Source organism: Rhodanobacter ginsengiterrae, from assembly GCF_050026815.1.
GTDB lineage: Bacteria > Pseudomonadota > Gammaproteobacteria > Xanthomonadales > Rhodanobacteraceae > Rhodanobacter > Rhodanobacter ginsengiterrae.
This window is the reverse complement of the sequence record NZ_JALBWO010000055.1, coordinates 276,252-295,936: the sequence shown is the minus strand read 5'-3', so window position 1 is coordinate 295,936 and position 19,685 is coordinate 276,252. Positions and strand designations below refer to the sequence as shown.

Annotated in this window: 12 protein-coding genes; 8 read left to right on the top strand and 4 right to left on the bottom strand. The window is 64.6% G+C overall.

Going from position 1 to position 19,685, the window contains the following annotated elements:
- The first annotated feature begins 5 nt into the window (after window positions 1-5).
- The 5 genes from ACQGNJ_RS12515 to ACQGNJ_RS12495 all read left to right on the top strand — a co-directional run bounded on the left by ACQGNJ_RS12515 (window position 6) and on the right by ACQGNJ_RS12495 (window position 15,230).
- Window positions 6-4,439 carry a protein kinase domain-containing protein gene (locus tag ACQGNJ_RS12515; protein WP_426689575.1) on the top strand — a complete coding sequence of 1,478 codons (4,434 nt, stop codon included), beginning with the start codon at window positions 6-8 and terminating at the stop codon, window positions 4,437-4,439.
- A complete protein-coding gene (locus tag ACQGNJ_RS12510; RefSeq protein WP_426689574.1) occupies window positions 4,436-4,795 on the top strand; it encodes a hypothetical protein in 360 nt (119 codons plus the stop codon). Before ACQGNJ_RS12515 ends, ACQGNJ_RS12510 begins: the two co-directional genes overlap by 4 nt.
- 500 nt (window positions 4,796-5,295) lie before the next feature.
- Window positions 5,296-7,002 carry a ShlB/FhaC/HecB family hemolysin secretion/activation protein gene (locus ACQGNJ_RS12505; protein WP_426689631.1) on the top strand — a complete coding sequence of 569 codons (1,707 nt, stop codon included), beginning with the start codon at window positions 5,296-5,298 and terminating at the stop codon, window positions 7,000-7,002.
- Between the two features lie 3 nt (window positions 7,003-7,005).
- On the top strand, window positions 7,006-14,121 hold the full coding sequence (locus tag ACQGNJ_RS12500) for a two-partner secretion domain-containing protein (RefSeq protein ID WP_426689573.1): 7,116 nt from the start codon (window positions 7,006-7,008) through the stop codon (window positions 14,119-14,121).
- 200 nt (window positions 14,122-14,321) lie between these two features.
- Complete coding sequence (locus tag ACQGNJ_RS12495) at window positions 14,322-15,230, top strand: hypothetical protein (protein ID WP_426689572.1); 909 nt, start codon at window positions 14,322-14,324, stop codon at window positions 15,228-15,230.
- A gap of 36 nt (window positions 15,231-15,266) precedes the next feature.
- Here the strand turns inward: ACQGNJ_RS12495 and tssA are convergent, their stop codons facing one another.
- The 4 genes from tssA to ACQGNJ_RS12475 all read right to left on the bottom strand — a co-directional run bounded on the left by tssA (window position 15,267) and on the right by ACQGNJ_RS12475 (window position 17,838).
- On the bottom strand, window positions 15,267-16,307 hold the full coding sequence (gene tssA / locus ACQGNJ_RS12490) for a type VI secretion system protein TssA (protein ID WP_426689630.1): 1,041 nt from the start codon (window positions 16,305-16,307) through the stop codon (window positions 15,267-15,269).
- Between the two features lie 119 nt (window positions 16,308-16,426).
- On the bottom strand, window positions 16,427-16,744 hold the full coding sequence (locus tag ACQGNJ_RS12485) for a hypothetical protein (protein ID WP_426689571.1): 318 nt from the start codon (window positions 16,742-16,744) through the stop codon (window positions 16,427-16,429).
- An 81-nt stretch (window positions 16,745-16,825) separates the two neighbouring features.
- Window positions 16,826-17,107, bottom strand: coding sequence for a hypothetical protein (locus tag ACQGNJ_RS12480; protein ID WP_426689570.1), 282 nt, complete (start codon window positions 17,105-17,107; stop codon window positions 16,826-16,828).
- 176 nt (window positions 17,108-17,283) lie between these two features.
- Window positions 17,284-17,838, bottom strand: a complete 555-nt coding sequence (locus ACQGNJ_RS12475; RefSeq protein ID WP_426689569.1) for an NADPH-dependent FMN reductase — start codon at window positions 17,836-17,838, stop codon at window positions 17,284-17,286.
- Window positions 17,839-17,976: 138 nt separating this feature from the next.
- Here ACQGNJ_RS12475 and dapD point away from each other — a divergent pair, with 138 nt between their 5' ends.
- From dapD to ACQGNJ_RS12460, 3 genes are read left to right on the top strand one after another with little or no spacing between them, the layout of a single operon-like run.
- Window positions 17,977-18,804: a 2,3,4,5-tetrahydropyridine-2,6-dicarboxylate N-succinyltransferase gene (dapD, locus tag ACQGNJ_RS12470; RefSeq protein ID WP_426689568.1), complete on the top strand. Its 828-nt coding sequence runs from the start codon at window positions 17,977-17,979 to the stop codon at window positions 18,802-18,804.
- Window positions 18,801-19,157 carry a Spx/MgsR family RNA polymerase-binding regulatory protein gene (locus ACQGNJ_RS12465; RefSeq protein WP_426689567.1) on the top strand — a complete coding sequence of 119 codons (357 nt, stop codon included), beginning with the start codon at window positions 18,801-18,803 and terminating at the stop codon, window positions 19,155-19,157. The genes dapD and ACQGNJ_RS12465 overlap by 4 nt, the downstream gene beginning before the upstream one ends.
- Window positions 19,158-19,164: 7 nt before the next feature.
- Complete coding sequence (locus ACQGNJ_RS12460) at window positions 19,165-19,656, top strand: DUF2165 family protein (RefSeq protein ID WP_426689566.1); 492 nt, start codon at window positions 19,165-19,167, stop codon at window positions 19,654-19,656.
- Window positions 19,657-19,685 lie beyond the last annotated feature (29 nt).

The following is a 19,685-nucleotide window of genomic DNA, read 5'->3' as shown; positions in this document are numbered from 1 at the left end:
CACTCATGAATTCCATAGCCGAACTGGTCTCCGCCTACCAGGCCGACAAGCTCAAGCTCGCAGCCCTGTTTGACGCGCTCGGTGCGCGCGGAGCCGTGCCGGAGGCGCAGCATCGGGCAGATCGCGAGTGGGTCGAACAGCAACGCGACACCGGCGCGCTGGATCCGATGGTCGCCAAGGCCCTGCTGGCCAAGCTGGCTGCCGTGCAGGCTGCAACTGCCGGCGCTGCGCATGACGATGACGTCACCCAGATCAAGCCGGCCACGCAACGTCCCGCGCCACCACCGCCGGCGTCTGCCGCAGGTGCCGGCGGCGATGAAGCCACCAGAGTGCAGCCTGCCTCTCGTCCGGGCGCACCGCCAGAGCCAGGACTGGATGACGTCACGGTGGTCAAGCCGGCCTCGCGTCCGCCTCAGCCACCGGTGACAGACGAAGCCACCATGGTACGGCCGTCCGCGGCAACCCCACGGGAGCCCGCCGAAGGACAGACCCTCGGCGCCACCGGCACGCAGGGCACCCACCAGGGCATGACTGGCACCCATTCCGGCATGAGCAGCTCCAGCTGGAATCACATCGCCGAGGGCGAAGCGGCCGATTTCGTCACCGTAGGCTCCCTGCTGAAGGGGCGCTTTTACCTCGAGAAGGAGATTGGTCGCGGCGGCATGGGCGTGGTCTTCAAGGCCCGCGACGAACGCAAGGTGGAAGCGCGTGATCGCGATCCCTACGTCGCCGTCAAGATCCTGAATGACGAATTTCGCCGACATCCCGATTCGCTGATTTCGCTGCAACGCGAGTCGCGCCGCTCGCAACAGCTGGCGCACGACAACATCGTGCGCGTGTACGACTTCGACAAGGATCGCACCATCGTTTTCATGACGATGGAGTACGTCGACGGCTCCGATCTCAAGCAGCTGATTCGCGAGAAGGCCTATAACGGCATGCCGCTGGCGCAGGCGCGGCCGCTGATCGAAGGCATGGCGAGAGCGCTCACGCGCGCGCACTCCGCCGGCGTGGTGCATTCGGATTTCAAACCGGCCAACGTCATGGTGACCCGTGACGGGGTGCCGAAGGTGTTCGATTTCGGCATCGCTCGCGCCGGCAAGCACATGGGCGATGCGGTCGGCGAGCAGACGGTGTTCGACGCCGGCACGCTCGGTGCGCTGACCCCCGCCTACGCCAGCCTGGAAATGATCAGGGGCGAGGATCCGGTGCCTAGCGACGACGTCTATGCGCTGGGTTGCGTGACCTTCGAACTGCTTACCGGCAAGCATCCGTACGACAAGGCCAGCGCCGAAGTAGCGATGAAGGAAGGGCGCAAGCCGCCGCCGGTCAAGGGGCTGACCAAGCTCCAGTACAAGACGCTCTGCGCGAGCGTGGCCTTCACCAAGGCTCAGCGCCTGAAGAGTGCGAACGATCTGGTCGAAGGCCTGCGCGAAGTGGGGGCGCGTGAGCGTGCGCTGCCCTACCTCTTGTACGGCGTGCCGGCCATTCTGGTGATTGCCGGCGGTGCATGGGCGTGGACGACTTACCAGCGCAATCACCACCTGGAAGAAGTGATCGCGCGTTTCACCTTGACTCGCCCGGATCACTATGCCGATGAAAACCAGGCGCTGCAGGCGCTCGACACGCTCAGCGATGACGACCGCAAGCGCACGGTCATCGATCAGGGCGAACTGATCCAGAGCTATCTGCTCGGCCGCATCGACGCCTACTGGAATCCGGCGAAGGATCGTTACGACTACGCCGGCACCCAGCAGGTGTTCAAGCTGCGCGACGATCTCAAGCTGTACTCACCGGCGCTGGACATCAAGCGAACCGAGGTGGAGAAACAGCGGAACGACCTGCTCAACTCGCTCGACACCAAGTTGAGCGACCAGATCAGTGCCGATGCGATCTTCGAAAACCAGCCGGACAACGTCGTCACCACGCTGACCCGTATCCGCGCGATCGATCCGAACAGCGCCCTGCTGAAGAATGCCGAACTGGAGTTGAAGTACGACACCGCCATCGGCAAGTCGATCGACGCCGGACGTGTTGATGAGGCGACTGCACAACTCAAGCTCGCCAGCAGCCTGTTCCCCGATTCCACCAGGCTGAAGCAGCGCGGTGCGCAACTCGATGAAATCGGCAAGGCGCTGGCGGCGCAACGCCTGCAGGAACAGAAGGCGCAGGAGTTGCAGCGGCAGCGCGAACAGGGCCTGCAGACACTCACCGCCTTGCTGGATCAGCCGAGCAATGCTGACGACTGGCGCACGAAAGTGGCCGCGTCTTACCACGACGCAGCCAGTTTGCTCGGGGATGATCCGCGCCTCGCTGCGCAGACCACCCGGCTCAAGGCTGTGCTGGCGAGTCAGGCAACGGAACGCCAGGGCGCTGGCGACCTGGCTGGTGCGATCAGTGTTGCCGGTTTCGGCATCAACCTGTTCCCGGGCGACTCCAGCCTGACGGCAACACGGCAGGCCTTGCTGGAGCAGCAGAACCAGCTCGCCCAGAAAGCGGCCAGCGAAGCGCAGCGCAACGCCCTGGCGAAGAGCCGGGTAGCCGATCTGCTGGCCAAACCCCAGGCCACGGTGGTCTGGCTGCAGGACGTCAAGAGCGCACTGAGTACCGCACGCGGCCAGATCGGCGCCGATTCGCCCGACTATGCCGCGCTGCGCGTCGAGGCGGACGCGGGCTTGATCAAGCTGGCACGCGAGCAGATCGCAGGTGCCAATCTGGACGCCGCCGAACGTGTGGCCCAGGCCGGCCAGCAGCTCGATCCGGCCGAGGCAGGATTTGGCCGGGTTCTGGCCGATGTGGCTGCTGCCCGCACGGCGGCAAAGCAGCAGAACCTGCAGCAGCAGACACAGGCGCTTGCCGACGCGCGCACGACGCTATCGGGCTTGACGGCGAAACCGACGCTGACGCCGGACTGGCAGCGCGAAGTCGCTGCGGCCATGGGAACCCTGAGCGCGGACAAGTCGGTGGAGACCGAACGCGCGGTCAATGCATTGGGCGTCGCCATCGCCGCCGAGGCCGGGCGACTGGCCGATCCGCAGCATCTGCCGCAGGCCAGAATTGCCGTCGACTTCGGCCTGAAGTACGTACCGAAGTCTGCCGAGCTGATCGCCCAGGGCGCGGCACTGGATGCCCTGCAGCAGCAGTTGCAGGCGAAGGCGGCGCAGGAGAGCGCCGACGCCGAGGTGAAGTCGCGCATCGAATCGATGAAGAGCGCCGTGGCCGCAGGCGACGTCAGCAAGGCGAGCCAGTCGCTGGCGCGGATCAAGACCTTGCAGCCGGACAATCCGTTCCTCAAGACCGAGGGTCCGAAGCTGCTGGCCGATGCGTATCTTGGCCAGGCCGAGGATGCCTTCCAGAAGGGGCGCTACCAGCGCGCAACGGACATCCTCGGGCAAGCACTGGGTACGCTCGGCAACAACCCCGGACTGCGCGCGGCCAAGGCCCGGTACGACGTGGTCGCCGCCATCATGGCGGCCTCGAAGCAGCCACTGGGCAGCGCCGAGTATGCGCAGTTGCAGAAGCAACTGGACGGCGTGCGCCGGACGGATGCCACGGAGCTTGGCAAGCTGGAAACGAGCATGAAGGCGCGTGGTCAGCTGACGGCCAAGTCGCTGGCCGATCAGCTGGACAAGCTCAAGCGCGCAGCGGCGGTGGCGCCCGCGCCGCAGGTTCAGGCGCCGGTTTCGGCGCCCGTAAGCGAGACGCCGGCGCCTGTGCCCGGAAGGCCATCCCCGGCGACCGGAAAGGCTGGCCCGACACCCGTCGCCCAACCGCCGGCGGAGGGCGCGGCACCGACCGCGGGTGGCCCCGATTCCTGCGCCAAACCGGGAATGGCGGGCAAGGGCAAGTTCTGCTCGGATGCCATCGGAGGCGGTCGCGGTCCGTTGCTGGTGGTTGTGCCCGGCGTGAGCGGAGGCAAGGCTTACGCCTTGTCTCGAGCGGAAATATCGATCAACGAGTTCAACCAGTTCTGCCGCGCCAGCGGCAAGTGCGCTGCCGTCTCGGTCACGGACAAGGACCTTGGCAACGCACCGATCAGCAATATCAGCCTCGATCAGGCGCGTGCCTACGCACGCTGGCTCAGCGACCTCAGCGGCGGCTTCACCTATCGCCTGCCCACCGATGCGGAATGGGTGCATGCAGCGAAGGCGGGTGGCAGTTGGAAGCAGGCCGAAGACAGCAACTGCATTCTTCCCTCGGCGGGCGGTGGAGATGGTGGCGGTGCACCGGTTTCCCCTCGCGGGCGGTCGCGCAATCCGTGGGGCCTGGTGAACATGACCGGCAACGTATGGGAGTGGGTGGTGAGCGGGGGTAGCGTGATGGTGCGCGGAGGCAGTTACAGCAGCTACTGGTCGGACTGCAGCGTCGACTCCAGCCGCGCCGATGGTGGCTCACCGCAACGGGATGTGGGTTTCCGGATACTGAGGGAGCTGAAATGACCGAACGCGAAGTTGCCATCAATCGAGACTTGCGCGCCCTGGATGACGCTCATCGGCTTGGCCGGATTTCGCGTGCCGAGTATCGCAGTCGCCGTCGTCGGGTACTGCAGTCGTTGTCCGATGGGGGGGGCGTGGTGACCGCGCGCAAGGCGCTGGTACCGCCGGGTGCGGTCACCAAGCCGCGCGCGCAGTATTCCGCCGCGACAGGCATCGATGATTCCTCCGCGGCCGCCGGACGCGCGCTCTCCTCGCTGCTTTCCATGCGCCCGATGCTGTCGTGGAAGTCGCTGCTTGCCCTGCTGGTTGGCATTGCTCTGCTGGCGGCAATGCTCTGCTGGATGTTTCTGCATCATTGATCGGCTGTCGTGCCAGTGGGTGCAAGTGTTACTTGCATCCATGACAGGCATTTGACGCACCAGTCTGGTTGCCCGTGTTCTGACCCTCGCGGTGAGCGGATCGCCAGGGCAAGTTCCTGCAGATCCGGACCCATCACGCGGCAGCCCGGGAACGGCCGGGAGCCACGATTTCACGCGAGAGATTGAACGAGTTTGGACAGGCGAGGCGTGTGTAAAGCCGTCCTTCTCCAGCATCTCTTGTCAGGTCTTTCCGAGCCTTCCGGAAGGTGCTTTTTCAACCTCCAATACCTCTTCCCTTGAAGGGGCAAAGGTGTATCCTGATAGCGGTAAGACGAGCCAGCAGGGCAGCAATTGCCTGAAAGTCGGGGCTTGGGAGTTCGCAGCTGGCGTGCACGGGTCATCCGGAGCAGGCTGTCAATGGATCGATTGGATGCGGCCAAGGGGAATGTATCGTGCGAATTGTTTGCTTCGCGGCAGCGTTGGCATTTGCGAGCGGGTCTGTGTGGGCGCAGGACGCCGGCGTCGGGTCAGCTGACCACGCTTCCGGCAACGCGCCGCTGACCAGTAGTTCTTCGACACCGCAAGTTCAGCCGGTGCAGGCTCCGGCGGACAATGTGGTGCCCCCGGTCCGTGACCGTGACTCCGCCGCTGAGCAGAAGATCGCCGTGCAGGGGTTCCGCGTTACCGGTGTGGCTGACCATGCGGATGTGGGCCTCACGCCAGCAGGCATCCAGGCGCTGGCCGATACGCAATATCGCGAGTTGGCCGCCAAGGCGGGTAACCCCGTGCGGCTCAGCTTCGACGACATGCAGGGCGTCGCCAACAAGATCGTCGAGCGCTATCGGAGCGCGGGTTTCATCGTTTCCAATGCGTTTCTTCCGGCGCAGACGGTGGGTCCCGACAAGATCGTGCAGATCCAGGTACTGGAAGGCAGGATCGGCAAGATCATCGTCAAGGGCACCAAACGCTACCGGCCCAATGTGATTTCCGCGCCGGCAGAGAAGCTCCGTGGCAAGCCGTTGTTGAAGCGCGATGTGGACACGGCTCTCCTTTACGCACGCGATCTGCCAGGCGTCACAGTCGCCTCGACCTTCCAGCCCGGCGAGAACACCGGCGATACCGACCTGGTGATGATCGCGACGGAAGCGAAACGCCCGGTCAAGTTCACCCTTGGTGCGAACAATTTCGGAACCGAGCTGACGGGTCGCTACAGGGCGCAGGCCGGCCTTGAATGGGCCAATCCGCTGGGTATCGGCGATGTCTTCAATCTCAATGTCGACTACGCACTGGACCCCAGCGACAACATCTACGGTGCAACCACGTATCGTGCGCCGGCGCCCTGGGTGCCAGGTCTGTCAGCCGTGGTGGGTGCCTCCCGCAACGAATTGCAGATCAATACCGGGTCGTTCGCCGCGCTGGATGTGAAAGGTCCCAGCTCGATGTATTACGGCGGCATGGACTGGAAGTTCATCAACCGCGACGACATGCAGTCGGTGAGCACGCTGCATGTGATTCGGGAAGAGTCCAGGCTGGATAGTCTGGGCTTCCATCTGTCGGACGAGAAATTCACGCTGGCCGAATTGACCTACGCCATGCTGCATACGGATCGGCGTTTCAACGGTGTCGATATCCTCCAGGTGGGTCTGCGCAAGTCCATCAACGACGACTCGCTCGACCCGGACCTGGTCAGTCCGCAACACTCACGCAGCTTTCTTGTCGGGAAGTTGTCGTACACGCGCATGCAGTTCCTGACCAAGTCGCAAAGGCTCTATCTGAAGCTCGTGGGGCAGTACGCCAACGACGCATTGATTCCGCTCGAGCAATTCGCGCTGGGTGGCCCGGACAGCACGCGCGCCTATCCGATTGCTGATGCACTGCGCGACCGCGGTTACTACACGTCGCTGGAATATCACGTTGATGCCCCGGGGTTCGGCGACAAGGTTTCGCCATTTTACGGGCGGCCATGGCGCGAATTGCTCGAATTCCAGCTGTTCGTCGACTACGCCAAAGGTTTTTCGGCGGGCGCCAATCGGGAAATTACCCCGGATACGGCCACCTTGAGTGGCGTGGGTGCGGGGCTGATCTTCCGCCTGCCGCGATTCCACAACTTCGAGTTTCACCTCAACGGTGCTGTGCCCCTGAGTTCGCAGGATGCGTCCGACGGCAAGGGCTACCACATCTACTCTCGGTTCAGCTTCACGTTCTGACGGATGACGACCATGAGCAAGAGCACAAAGCAGCGCACGATGCGCGTTACCGCGCGTGACCATGCCAGTCGGACTTCCGGAAAGGCGTTGCCCTTGCGGCGGACGTGGCCGATCAGTCTCTGCGTGGGACTGGCCCTCGGATCGATCATCTTCAGCGGCGAGGCCTTGGCCGGCGGCCCCACGGGTGGCGTCGTCGTAGGCGGCTCCGGCTCCATTACGCAGAGCGGCAACAGCACCGTCATCAACCAGGTTTCGCAGAAACTGGCGTTGAACTGGCAGACCTTCAACGTGGCCGCCAATGAATCGGTGCTGTTCAACCAGCCGGGTCGTTCGGCGGTGGCACTCAATCGGATTCTCGATCAGAACCCCAGCCAGATCTTCGGCAAGATCAATTCAAACGGCCAGGTCTTCCTGATCAACACCCACGGCATCATCTTCGGTGCCACGGCGCAGATGAACGTCGGCGGCTTGATGGCCAGCACGCTGGACCTGACCCCGAGTGATTTTCTCGCCGGGCACTACAACCTCAATGTCAGCGGCGCCGGTGCAGGCATCGTCAACCATGGCCTGATCCAGGCGGCGAGCGGTGGCTCGGTAAGCCTGGTCGGTGGAAGTGTCCTCAACGACGGACTGATCTTCGCCAACTACGGCAAGATCAATCTCGACGGGGCGGAGCATGCAACGCTCGATTTCGACGGCAACGGTCTGATCAATATCCAGATCACCGGTGAGTTGAAGCAGCGCCTGGATGCCAGGGAAGCCGCGGTAACGAACAAGGGCACCTTGCGTGCCGAAGACGGCACCGTGGTGCTGCAGGCCTCGGCCACCAGGGACCTGTTCACCAATCTGGTCAACAACGCCGGCGTCATCGACGCCAGCGGCATCAACACCGACGGCGGCGTGGTGCGGCTGGTGGGCAATGGCGGCAACGTCGAGAACGGCGGCAACATCAACGTGTCCGGCGTGCATGGCGGCAGTGCGCAGTTGCTGTCCGACCAGGATGTCAACGTCAGCGGCAGCGTTGACGCCTCCGGTGCGCTGGGTGGCGGCAGCATCCGCGTCGGCGGAGGCCAGCGAGGTGGCGAAGGACTGCTCAGGGCCGCCAACAGCACGCTCGCCGCCGGCGCCACATTGAATGCCGACGCCACGCAATCCGGCAACGGCGGGTCAGTGGTCGTATGGGGCGACCAGTCCAGCACCATCGCCGGCGGCCTAAGTGCCCGCGGCGGCGCCCTGGGTGGTAACGGCGGCGCCGTCGAAACCTCGGCTGCGCACGTCAGCATCGCCGACAGCGCCCGCGTCAACACCCTGGCTCCCAACGGCACCAGCGGCGACTGGCTGATCGACCCGAAGGACTTCAAGATCGCCGCCAGTGGTGGCGACATCACCGGTGCCGCGCTGGGTACCAATCTCGGCGGCGGCAACGTCACGATCCTGTCCAGCAGCGGCGGTGGCGGCGGCAGCGGCAACATCAACGTGAATGATGCGGTGAGCTGGGGCGCAAACACGCTTACTCTCACCGCTGCCAACGATGTCAACATCAACGCTGTACTCACGGGCACCGGGACATCTGCGCTGGTGCTGAATTCTGCAACCGCCAACGGTGCAGATGCAGCCGTGGCGGGCGGCGCCATCAATATCGGCAAGAACATCACCACCGGTGGCAACCAGACCTACAACGGCCCGGTAGTTCTTGGCGCCAACGTGACGCTTGCCAGCAGCGGCAACGGCACCATCAACTTCATCTCGACGGTGGACGGTGCGCGCAACCTCACGGTGAATACGGGCGGCCTGACGACGTTTGGTGGGGCGGTTGGTGCGACGAACGCCCTGACAAGTCTGACCACGGACGCAGCGGGCGTTACGACGCTGGGCGGTGATGTTCACACCACCGGCACGCAGACCTACAACGACGGCGTGACCCTGGGCAACAGCGACACCCTGACGGGCACGACGGTAAAGCTGCTTGGCGGTGTAACCGGATCGGGCAACGGTCTGATCGTCACGGGCAATGCCGTGCTTGGCAGCGTGTTGTCAGGCCTGACCACGCTGTCGGTCAGTGGCACGACGGCGCTCAACGCGACGGGTGTGAGCACGGGCAGCGATCAGACTTACAGCGGCGCAGTGACGCTGGGCGCCGATACGCTATTGACGAGCACGGGTGGTTCGATCGACTTTGCCTCGACGCTCGACGGTGCGCACAACCTGACGGTAAACAGCACCAGCGGCGCGGCGACTTTTGGTGGTGCGATAGGCAGCGGAACCGCACTGACCGGCCTGACGACGAACAGCAGCACGTTCAGCGCAGACGCTGTAACCGTCAACGGACCCCTGTCGGTGACCACCACGACCGGCGACATTTTGCAGACATCAGGCATCTTCACCGTAGCCGGTACCTCGGCGTTCAACGCTGGCAGCGGGGCGATCACGCTGAACGGCCTCAATGCATTCACTGGTGCGGTAAGTCTCACCGGTGGAACCACGCAGGTCGCGAACGGCGGTGATCTTGTTCTGGGTACCTTGAACACGGGTGCTCTGACCGTCGTCAGCAACACCGGTGCGCTGGATCTGGGCACCGGCACGATCAATGGCGATTTGTCGGCGACCGCGGCAACAACCATCACCGTCGACGGTACGCTTGCAGGTCTGGGTAACGCTGCGTTTTCCGGCGCCTCGCCAACGGGCACGGGAAGCATGACCGGCACCGGTTCGATCACCGGTCTGGGCAGCGCCACGTTCAATCTGACCGGCAACACGGCAGGCAGCACTGGCGGCGTCACCTTCAACGGCTTCACCGCCGCCGACACCACGACCGTCACGGGAGCTTCGGGATTCGACGACAACGCCCGGACCAGCCTTGGCATGACCTTCGTCAATGCCACCAACGTGGCGGGTACCGGCACCATTGCGAACGTCGCCGGCAGCTTCGACGACCACGCCGGGGCATCGTCGACAAGTGCCATAACCTATACCGGGTTCGGCGCAGTGTCCGGTACCGGCGGCGACGTCACCGACGTGACCGGCGCTTTCGATGTCGGCACGAAAACATCGAGCGACTCGGGCCTGGATTACAGTGCTTTCGGCCTGACCACGATAGCCGGCAACGGCTCCGGGGCGACGATCACGGGTTCTGGCAAAACCTACCTGCTGGACAATGCCGTTGCGGACAAAGGCAGCAGCAACGGCGTGAGCTGGACATCGTTCGGCAACATCGCCGACACCACCGGCACGGTGAACTTCGGGACCAGCGGCAGCGTCACGGGCAACGTGACGGCGAAGACGCTGAATTACACCGGTTACGGCACGGCAGTGACGTTCGACCTGGCCAACGGCGCCGGCGCGACCAGCGGCATTGGCGGCACCTGGACAGGCGTCACCACGGTGACAGGCAGCGGCAACAGCGACACGATCACGGGTTCCGGCCAGACCTACCAGCTGGACAACACCGTTGCCGACAAGGGCAGCAGTGGCGCGGTGAGCTGGAGCTCGTTCGAGAACATCAGCGACGCCACCGGCACGGTGAACTTCGGCACCAACGGCGGCGTCACCGGCACCATCGCGGTGCAGACGCTGGACTTCGGCAATTACCTGCANGGCGCCAGCGTCAGCGGCACGCTGGCGGGCGGTGGTGCGGGCACACTGGATTACAGCGCGTACACCACGGCGGTGAGCGTGGGTCTGGGCGGCAGCGCAACGGGCACCGGTGGCTGGAGCGGCATCACCACGGCGAAGGGCGGCTCGGCCGCGGACACGATCAGCGGCAGCAACCAGACCTACACCCTGACCGGCGCCAACGCCGGCAACGGCGGCACGCTGGCCTGGACCTCGTTCGAGAACGTCGCCGATGCAGGCACCGGCACGCTGTCCGCGTCCAACCAGAACTGGAGCCTCACCGGCCACAACCAGGGTACGGTAACCAATCTGGCCGGGACGTTCTCCGGCATCGGCAACCTGATCGACACGGGTACCGGTCAGTTCTTCATGCACTCGGGTGCCGACGGGGACATCTCGGGCAATCTCGACGCCGGGAGCAACGGCAGCCTGGATTACTCGGGCTACACCACGCCGGTCAACGTGAACCTGTCCGGCGCGGGTACGACAGGGGTCGGCGGCACCACGTCCGGCATCGCGGCAGTGACGGCGAGCAGCAACCTCGGCATCAGCGGCAACGCGGCCGGTACGCTAACGATCACCACGACCGGTGCCGGAACCAGCACGACGCTGGGTGCGACGACGGTGGGTGGCGACCTGCTCATCACCAGCGGCGGGGCGGTATCGCAGACGGGCGCAGCGCTGACCGTGGCGGGAATAACCACGATCGATGCCGGCACCAGCGCGATTACCCTCGCTGGCGGCAGCAATGACTTCGGTGGCACGGTGAATCTCGCTGGTGGCGCTACGCAGATCAGCGACATCAATGCCCTGACGCTCGGGACGGTGAACACGGGTGCGTTGACAGTGAATTCGGGCAACCTGACCGTGGGCGGCATCGTCAACGGCACGGCAGTGAGCCTGAACTCGTCCGGTACGATCAACGAAGGACCGGCAGGCGGCATCACGGCCACCACGCTGACAGGTCATTCAGCAGGCGCAACCCATCTTGACGGGGTCAACCACATCGGCACCCTGGCCAGCTTCACTGCCGCCGGCTTCACCCTGACCAACGCGCAGTCTCTGGCCGTGACCGGAGCAGTCGATGGCGGCGCCAGCACGGCGTTGACCACGACGGCGGGGGACCTGGCCATCGACGGTGCGGTGAGCGGCACGACCACCACCCTGACGTCGGCCGGGGCGATCAGTGAAGGGGTCGGCGGCAACATCACCGCCGCGACACTGACGGGCCAGTCGGCGGGTGCGACCACGCTCAACGGCAGCAATCATGTCACCAACCTGGGCAGCTTCAGTGCCGCGGGTTTTGCCCTCACCAACGCACAGTCGCTGACCATCGCCGGCACCTTGAATGGTGGCGCCAGCACAGCGCTGACCACGACTGCCGGCAACCTGGCGATCAACGCGGCAGTCAACGGCACGACGACGGCACTCGCATCCGCGGGGGCGATCAGCGAAGGCGCTGGCGGCGCCATCACGGCAACCACGCTGGCGGGCCACTCCGCTGGAGCAACGACGCTCAACGGCACCAACCAGATCGGCACGCTGGGCAGCTTCACGGCGGCTGGCTTTGCGCTGACCAATGCGCAGGCGCTGAACGTCACCGGTCCCGTCAGTGGCGGCACCAGCACGACCCTGGCAACCACGGCTGGCGGCCTCGCCATCAACGGCGCGGTCAGCGGCACCACGACGACGCTGAACTCGGCCGCGGACATTACCGAAGGCAGCGGTGGCGGCATCACCGCTACCACCTTGAATGGCAGTTCGGTCGGCAATACCGTGCTGAACCAGGCCAACCATATCGGCACGCTCGGGAGCTTCAGTGCCGCCAATTTCGCCCTCACCAATGCGCAGGCGCTGAGCGTGGCTGGTCCGCTGACCACCACAGGTGGTACCGGCAACATCAGCCTGACCACGACCAGCGGAGCGCTGAGCGTGAACACGGCCTTGACGGGTGGTGATGTTTCGCTGACCTCGGCCGGCGATCTGGCATTGGGCAACAACGTCACGGGCACGACGGTGAACCTGGACTCCAGCGGCAACATCAGCCAGGGTGGCGGCATCCTCACCGCTGGCACGCTGACCGGCAGTTCGACCGGTACCACAACGCTGAATCAGGCCAACAAGGTCACCACGCTGGGCGATTTCAGCGCGACGGCCTTCAGCCTGACCAATGCGCGTTCGTTGACAGTGAGTGGTCCGCTCCTGGGCGGCGCCAGTACCACGTTGACCACGACCGCTGGCGATCTGGCGATCAACGGGGCGGTCAGCGGCACCACGACCACGCTCAACTCCGCCGGTGCGATTACCGAGGGGGCGGCAGGCAGCATTACCGCGAATCTGCTGACGGGTCAGTCGACCGGCAATACGACACTGGACGGCAGCAACCACATCAACACGCTGGGCAGCTTCACGGCGGACTTCAGTCTGACCAATGCACAGACGCTGACGGTGGTCGGGCCACTCGATGGCGGCCCGGCCGTGGCACTCACCACCACCGCGGGCGACCTGATCATCAACGGTGCCGTCAGCGGCACCACGACGACGCTGAAGTCGGCGGGTGCGATCAGCGAAGGTGCCGGCGGCAGCATCACGGCCGGCACACTGAGCGGCCAGTCGGTCGGCGCGACGACTCTCACCGGCGCCAACCACATCGGCACCCTGGGCAGCTTCAGCGCAGCGAACTTCGCGCTGAGCAATGCGCAGGCGCTGACAGTCAATGGCGCGGTCAACGGCGGTTCCGCCCTGGCCCTGACCACGACCGCCGGTGGACTGTCCATCAACGGGGCGATCAGCGGCACGAAGACCACGCTGAAGTCCGCCGGCGCGATCAACGAAGGCTCCGGTGGCCTGATCACGGCCAGCACCCTGAGCGGAAGCGCGACGGGCGCCAGCACGCTGGGCAGCGCGTCCGGTCGCATCAACAACATGGTCGACACGCTCGGCAACTTCTCGTCGCCGGGCGGTTTCAGCATGACCAACAACAAGACCCTGACCCTGGCGTCGGTCGACGGCAGTGCGTTCACGGTCAATGCTGGTACTGCGGTCACCTACCTGTCGGTGACCAATGGCGATCTGTTCCAGCTGGGCACCACGCCGCTCTACAACAGCACGGGCATCTGGGGTTCGACCGGGCGGATGGGCAGGGGAACGGCGCCGATCTACGTCGTCGGCACCGGTTTGCAGATGATTGCCAACGTCGGTTTTCCGCCGGCCTACTTTTACGCGGTGGACAGCAGCAACAATCTGCTGCCGCTGGGTGGCGGCTTTGCCATCAACGTGCCTACCGCCACCGGCGCGGGCAGCGCGCAGAACGGCAACCATGGCGATTCGTACATCGACCCGAGCGTGATCACGGCGAACTACCGTTCGTATGGCATTGTCCCGTCGGGCGTACGTTTGCCGGCTGACCAGCAGAACGGTTGCGATCCGGACCAGCCGGACCAGCAGGATTGCCAGGAAGGCGATGCCGTCGGCATGGTCGGCTTCATGATGAATGGTCGTCGATGAGGACGCTGAGGCTCGGCGCCGCGGTCCTGCTTGGATTGCTGACGTCGGGGTGGGTCAGCCCGGTCGCTGCGCAAATCGCGCCGCGATTGACCGGCACGACGGTTCTTGACGAACTGGATGCTGCCCAGCATGAGCTGTCCGTTCGTGCAGGCAGCAAGCCGGACTCCACGCTGGGTTCGACCAGCCAGCGACTTGCCACGATGGCCGACGTGCTGCGCAAGTCGCTCGGCAAGAATATCGACACGCCGATCGACATCATCGATGCGAAGTCCAAGGGCAATGCGTATCGTGCCCATGCGGCAAGTCAGCGGGTCCAGGCTTTTCTGACCGCCAGCAAGGATTGCCTCGCTGCTGATGCGGACGCCATGGCCGAAGCACTCGCCACCACGGTCAGCCAGATTGCCGAAGCCTCGGGATCGGCCAAACTGACACCGGTGATTGATGGCGTCGAGACTGCCGATCACCGCCCGCTGTTCGTCCTGCGCAGTGCCCCGGGCAAGTCCAGCTTTGCGCTGGTTGGCGCCAATCTGTTCGATGCCCAGTGCGAGAATCCCACGGTCACCGCCACCGATGCGCAAGGCAAACCTCAGACCGTCCAGCCCATGGTGACCGGCGTGTCGCCCGATCGCATCGAGCTGGCGATCGCCAATGACAAGCCGCTGCAGCCCGGCAGCTACGTGCTGCACGTCGTGCCCAAACACAAGTCGTTCCTGCTTGGCTGCGGGGCGCTGCCCGAAGCGGTTGCCGTGGTGCAGGTGGCGGCGCCCGCCAGGCTGTTGGTGAGTTACGCGCTGACCACCACCTGCCGCGCGGGCAATGGCACGGAACAGGTCGGCTCGCCCATCGCCGGAACGATGCCGGAATTTGCCGGCGGCCAGACGGTTTCGCGCCAGGTCGATACGGGCAACTGCGCCGATCCGGTGCGCTACACCATCAGCGCCGGAGTCACTTTTGCCGATGGGCACACGGCGACGGTCGGGCCGATCAGCCAGATTGCCTCGGCTGGGATCAGCGCCGGTCTGCCCGGTGGAATGACCCTGAGCTGGGACCCCTCGGTGCACCAGCTCTTCGTTCGTTCCGGGGTCGGCACGTGCAAAGGCGTCTACTGAAGACGCCGCCGCAACCAGCCCATTGACCGCTTGGCGCTACTCGTCTTCGGGCGTACCCGAAACCACACGCAGCTCGGGAATGCCGCCCGGAGCCAGGTCTTTCAGCAAGTCCATGAAGTCCATGCCGACCAGGCGTTGCGCACGGCGCAGCAGCATGGGCACCGGGCTGGATGGCTCATTGCGCGTGTAGTAGTCGCACAACTCATCGATGCGCCGCATGACGTCCTGCGGACCGGTAATCGCACCCGTGGAGGCGCGGGTCGCGCCACCCGTCACAGCGGTGGTGTCTTCGGCTGAATCGCCGTCCCCGGCCGCGCCTTCGGGCGGAAGCCGACGCGCCAACTGGGGTTCCAGAAACTTCTTCAGTTCGTAGATATCGCTGAGCAGCTGCTTCAGATCAGGTCCGGCCGTGCCGACCCGGTCGTTGAAAATGCCGTCGATGGCCTTGGCGCTTTCCAGCGACTGGGCAATGGCGGCGGTCACGGCTACCAGTTCCTCTTCGGCGCAATCCATGCAGCACGCTTCGATCTCGGTCAACGAGGCTGCCGCTTCGCCATCCGTTGCGGTGACTTTCAGCGTGCCGTTGGCGATGCGCAAATCACGCAAGTCGAAACGGCCCATGCGCGGCGATTGCACGAATGGGGTGGTGCGGAAGTAGCGCAGCACGCCCTGCAGGTCACCGAGTGGCACGATCGAATTGACGCGCATGGTCGGATCGTTGTCGTCGTCGGCATCCAGCTGCGGATAGACGCTGTCCCAGTAGTGTTCGAGCAGGCCGCGGATCAGGCTGAGCCCGGCACTCCAGCCGCGCATGCCAGAGGTTCGCATCCAGCCGGTGGTGAGATGGATGGCCGCACGCAGGTCCTTGGATCGGCGCAATACGGCTTCGGCCAGCTCGACCACCTTCTCCCAGTCCGGCTCTTCCGCGGCCTTGACGTTGTCGCCGATGGCGCGCTCCGCCTTGGGCGCAGCGGCGCGTTCCAGGGCGAGAAAATCGGGGTCGTATTCGAGGTCATCACCCGCCGGTGACTCGTCTCCGATCGGCGCCAACAAGGACTCAAGATCATATTGCGTCATGGGCTTGCACCGCCTTCCAGGTGGGATCGAGCCATTATCACAAATAATCGACGCAAAGCCAGCCGGCAGCGGTATTCCCGCAAAGTCAGGGTGGCGGGAACTGTCCCGCAGCCACCGGGCTATCCAGCCTTGTTCCGGCGCCGCCGCTTCCAGCGCACCCACCGGCGCTCCACCCAGAGCAGGGCGCGTCGCATCGGACGGCGCAGGAATGGCACGTCCTGTGCCAGCAGCAACAGACCCAGCGGCAGCATCCACAGACCCAGCAGGGGCAGGATGCTGAAGATTCCGCCCGCGATCAGCAGCAGGCCAGTCGGAATGCGGATCCAGCGCGACGAGGGCTCGCGCAGCCAGCGAATGCTCTGGCCCACCGGCTTGGGCAGTTCGCGTTCGAAGCGGTCGAGTTGGCGGTTCAGTCGCTCTTCGTCTTTGTCGATCATGCTTTCCGTCGGGTTTCAATCGGCAAGCCGGGCATCGTATCGGCAAATGTGGCGCTGGCGCTGGTCACGTTCCGTCCCTGGCTATTCGTCCTCGGACGACGGCGGCGCCACGTAGTTGCGGTCCTCGGAATCGCGCGCATGGCGAATGGCGTTGCGCAGGCGCAGCTCAAGCTGGTCGAAATCCAGCAGCACCTTTCCGGAATGGACGGACTTCACTGCCGACAACGGCACCACGAAATCACCGGCGTTCTCGATATACACCAGCAGCTCCGGCAGGCCGCGCCTGATTTCCCGAACGGAGCCGATGCCATCGGCACCATCGGCAACAAAGACCATCGAGCCTTCACTGATCTGTTCTTGCATGCGTCGGTTCCTCCGGAGCAATGGGTCGTTGCCGAGCGACTGATGGCCCCTGGCGATGTACTCCATTCATTACACGACCTCGATGACATCATGGACAGGCGAAGCGTCAGGCTGCGGTGAAGGCTGCGCTGACGATTCCTCCGGGGCAGCGGTCTTCAAGCGCGCGTGGTGCCTCGTCAGCGCACAAATCGCCGGACCCAGGCAACGTAGTTGTCCACAAAACCCTGCAGGAACTTCCGCGTTCCATCGTTCTCGATGCTGCCGTCCTCGGCGACCAGGCCATCCTTGAAATGGATGAAGACCTCCGGCTGGGCCAGCACGGGCATGTCCAGATAGGCCAGCACGTTGCGCAGGTGCTGCTGGGCCATGGCGGTGCCGGTGGAGCCGATCGAGGTGCCGATCACTGCCGCGGGCCTGCCGGCAAACGAGTTGGTACCCCACGGACGCGAGGCGATATCGATCGCGTTCTTCAACACGCCTGGTATCGACCGGTTGTACTCGGGTGTGGCAAAGAGCAGCGCGTCGACCGACTCGATGTCTTTTTTCAGCCGGGTCGCGGCGGCCGGATAGGCAGCATCGAAATCCTGCGAATAGAGCGGAAGGTCGTTGATCTGGATATGCCGGAATGCAAGGTCGTCCGGTGCCAGCTTCTCCACCGCCCGGGCCAGTCGCCGGTTGAACGAATCCATGCGCAGGCTTCCGACGAGCACGCCGATCTTGATCTGGTTCATGTCTGACTCCTCTGGGGCGATGGAACAATGGGCTGGCCGTCGTTAAATGCGGATGAATCCGCACGCGGCATTGCGCTGTCCAGCCTGTATTCTTTACGGTCCGTCCGGACCGCTCATCAATATCACCGAATGAATGCCATGCAAGCCATCGAAACCCTGATCGACGACGCCTTCGAGCGCCGCAACACGCTGACGCAAAGCGAAATCGAAAGCCATCTGCGACCGGCCATCGACCAGGCCCTCGACCTGCTGGAATCCGGCGAGCGTCGCGTCGCCGAGCCGGACGGCAACGGTGGCTGGACGGTAAATCCCTGGCTCAAGAAAGCCGTGCTGCTGTACTTCCGCATCAATGACAACCGCGTGGTCGACGGTGGCCCTGCGCAGGCATTCGACAAGGTTCCGTTGCGCTTTGCCCATGGCAACGATGCGGAACTGCAGCAACTGGGTGCGCGCGTGGTGCCCGGCGCCTTGGTGCGTCGCGGTGCGCACATCGCCAAGGACGCGGTGCTGATGCCGAGCTACGTCAATATCGGCGCCTTCGTCGGTAGCGGCAGCATGGTCGACACCTGGGCCACGGTGGGTTCCTGCGCGCAGATCGGTGCCGGCGTGCACCTGTCCGGTGGCGTCGGCATCGGTGGCGTGCTCGAACCGCTGCAGGCCAATCCGACCATCATCGAGGACAACTGTTTCGTCGGCGCGCGTTCGGAAGTGGTCGAGGGCGTGGTGGTGGAGCGTGGCAGCGTGATCGGCATGGGCGTGTTCCTGGGCCAGTCGACGCGCATCTACAACCGCGCCACCGGCGAAGTGAGCTATGGCCGCGTGCCGGCCGGCAGCGTGGTGGTGGCCGGAAACCTGCCGGCGAAGGACGGCAGCCACAGCCTGTACGCGGCGATCATCGTCAAGCAGGTCGATGCGAAGACGCGCAGCAAGACCAGCATCAACGAGCTGTTGCGGAGCGGCGAATGAATCCACTGCTGTACGGGCTTTCGACTTGCGACACCTGCCGCAAGGCGCGCAACTGGCTGGCCCGGTTCGAGGTGGCACATGAGTTCGTCGACTACCGCGCCAACCCGGTACCGGCGGCGACGCTGAAAGAATGGGCGGCACAACTGGGCGGCTGGGAGAAGTTGGTCAACAAATCCTCCACCACCTGGCGCAATCTGCTGCCGCAGCGCAAGAGCCCGGGCAGCGATCCGGAGTGGACGCTGTTGCTGAAGGAATATCCCGCGCTGATCCGCCGCCCGGTGGTGGTGCAGCCCGATGGCACGGTGAGCGCGGGTTTCACCGACAACGGCTTCAAGAAACTGTTCGGGCGCTGAGATGCCGATGCGGCTTTCGAAGATCGGGCTGACCGCGACGATCGCGTTGTGGCTGGCGCTGGTCGCCTTCGGCAACATCACCGACTACGGCAGCAACCTGGTCTTCGTGCAGCACGTATTGGCGATGGATTCGATCTTTCCCGACGCCGGCGTTCATTACCGCGCGATCCATGCTCCGCTGCTGCAACACGCGGCGTACGTGCTGATCATCGCCACCGAAACGCTGGCCGCCGTGCTGTGCGGGCTGGGTGCGTGGCGCCTGTGGCATGCGCGCCGCAGGCCGGCGGCGACCTTCCACCGATCGAAGCGCCTCGCCGTGGTCGGTCTCACGCTCGGCCTGCTGCTGTGGCTGGGCGGCTTCATGGCGATCGGCGGCGAATGGTTCGGCATGTGGATGTCCACCCAATGGAACGGGCTGGCCAGCGCGTTCCGCTTCGTCGTGGTGCTGTTGCTCGCGCTGGTCCATCTCGGTCAGCGCGACGACGAGCTCGACGATTGAGGCTGGCACCGCAATGAGCAATCACCGCA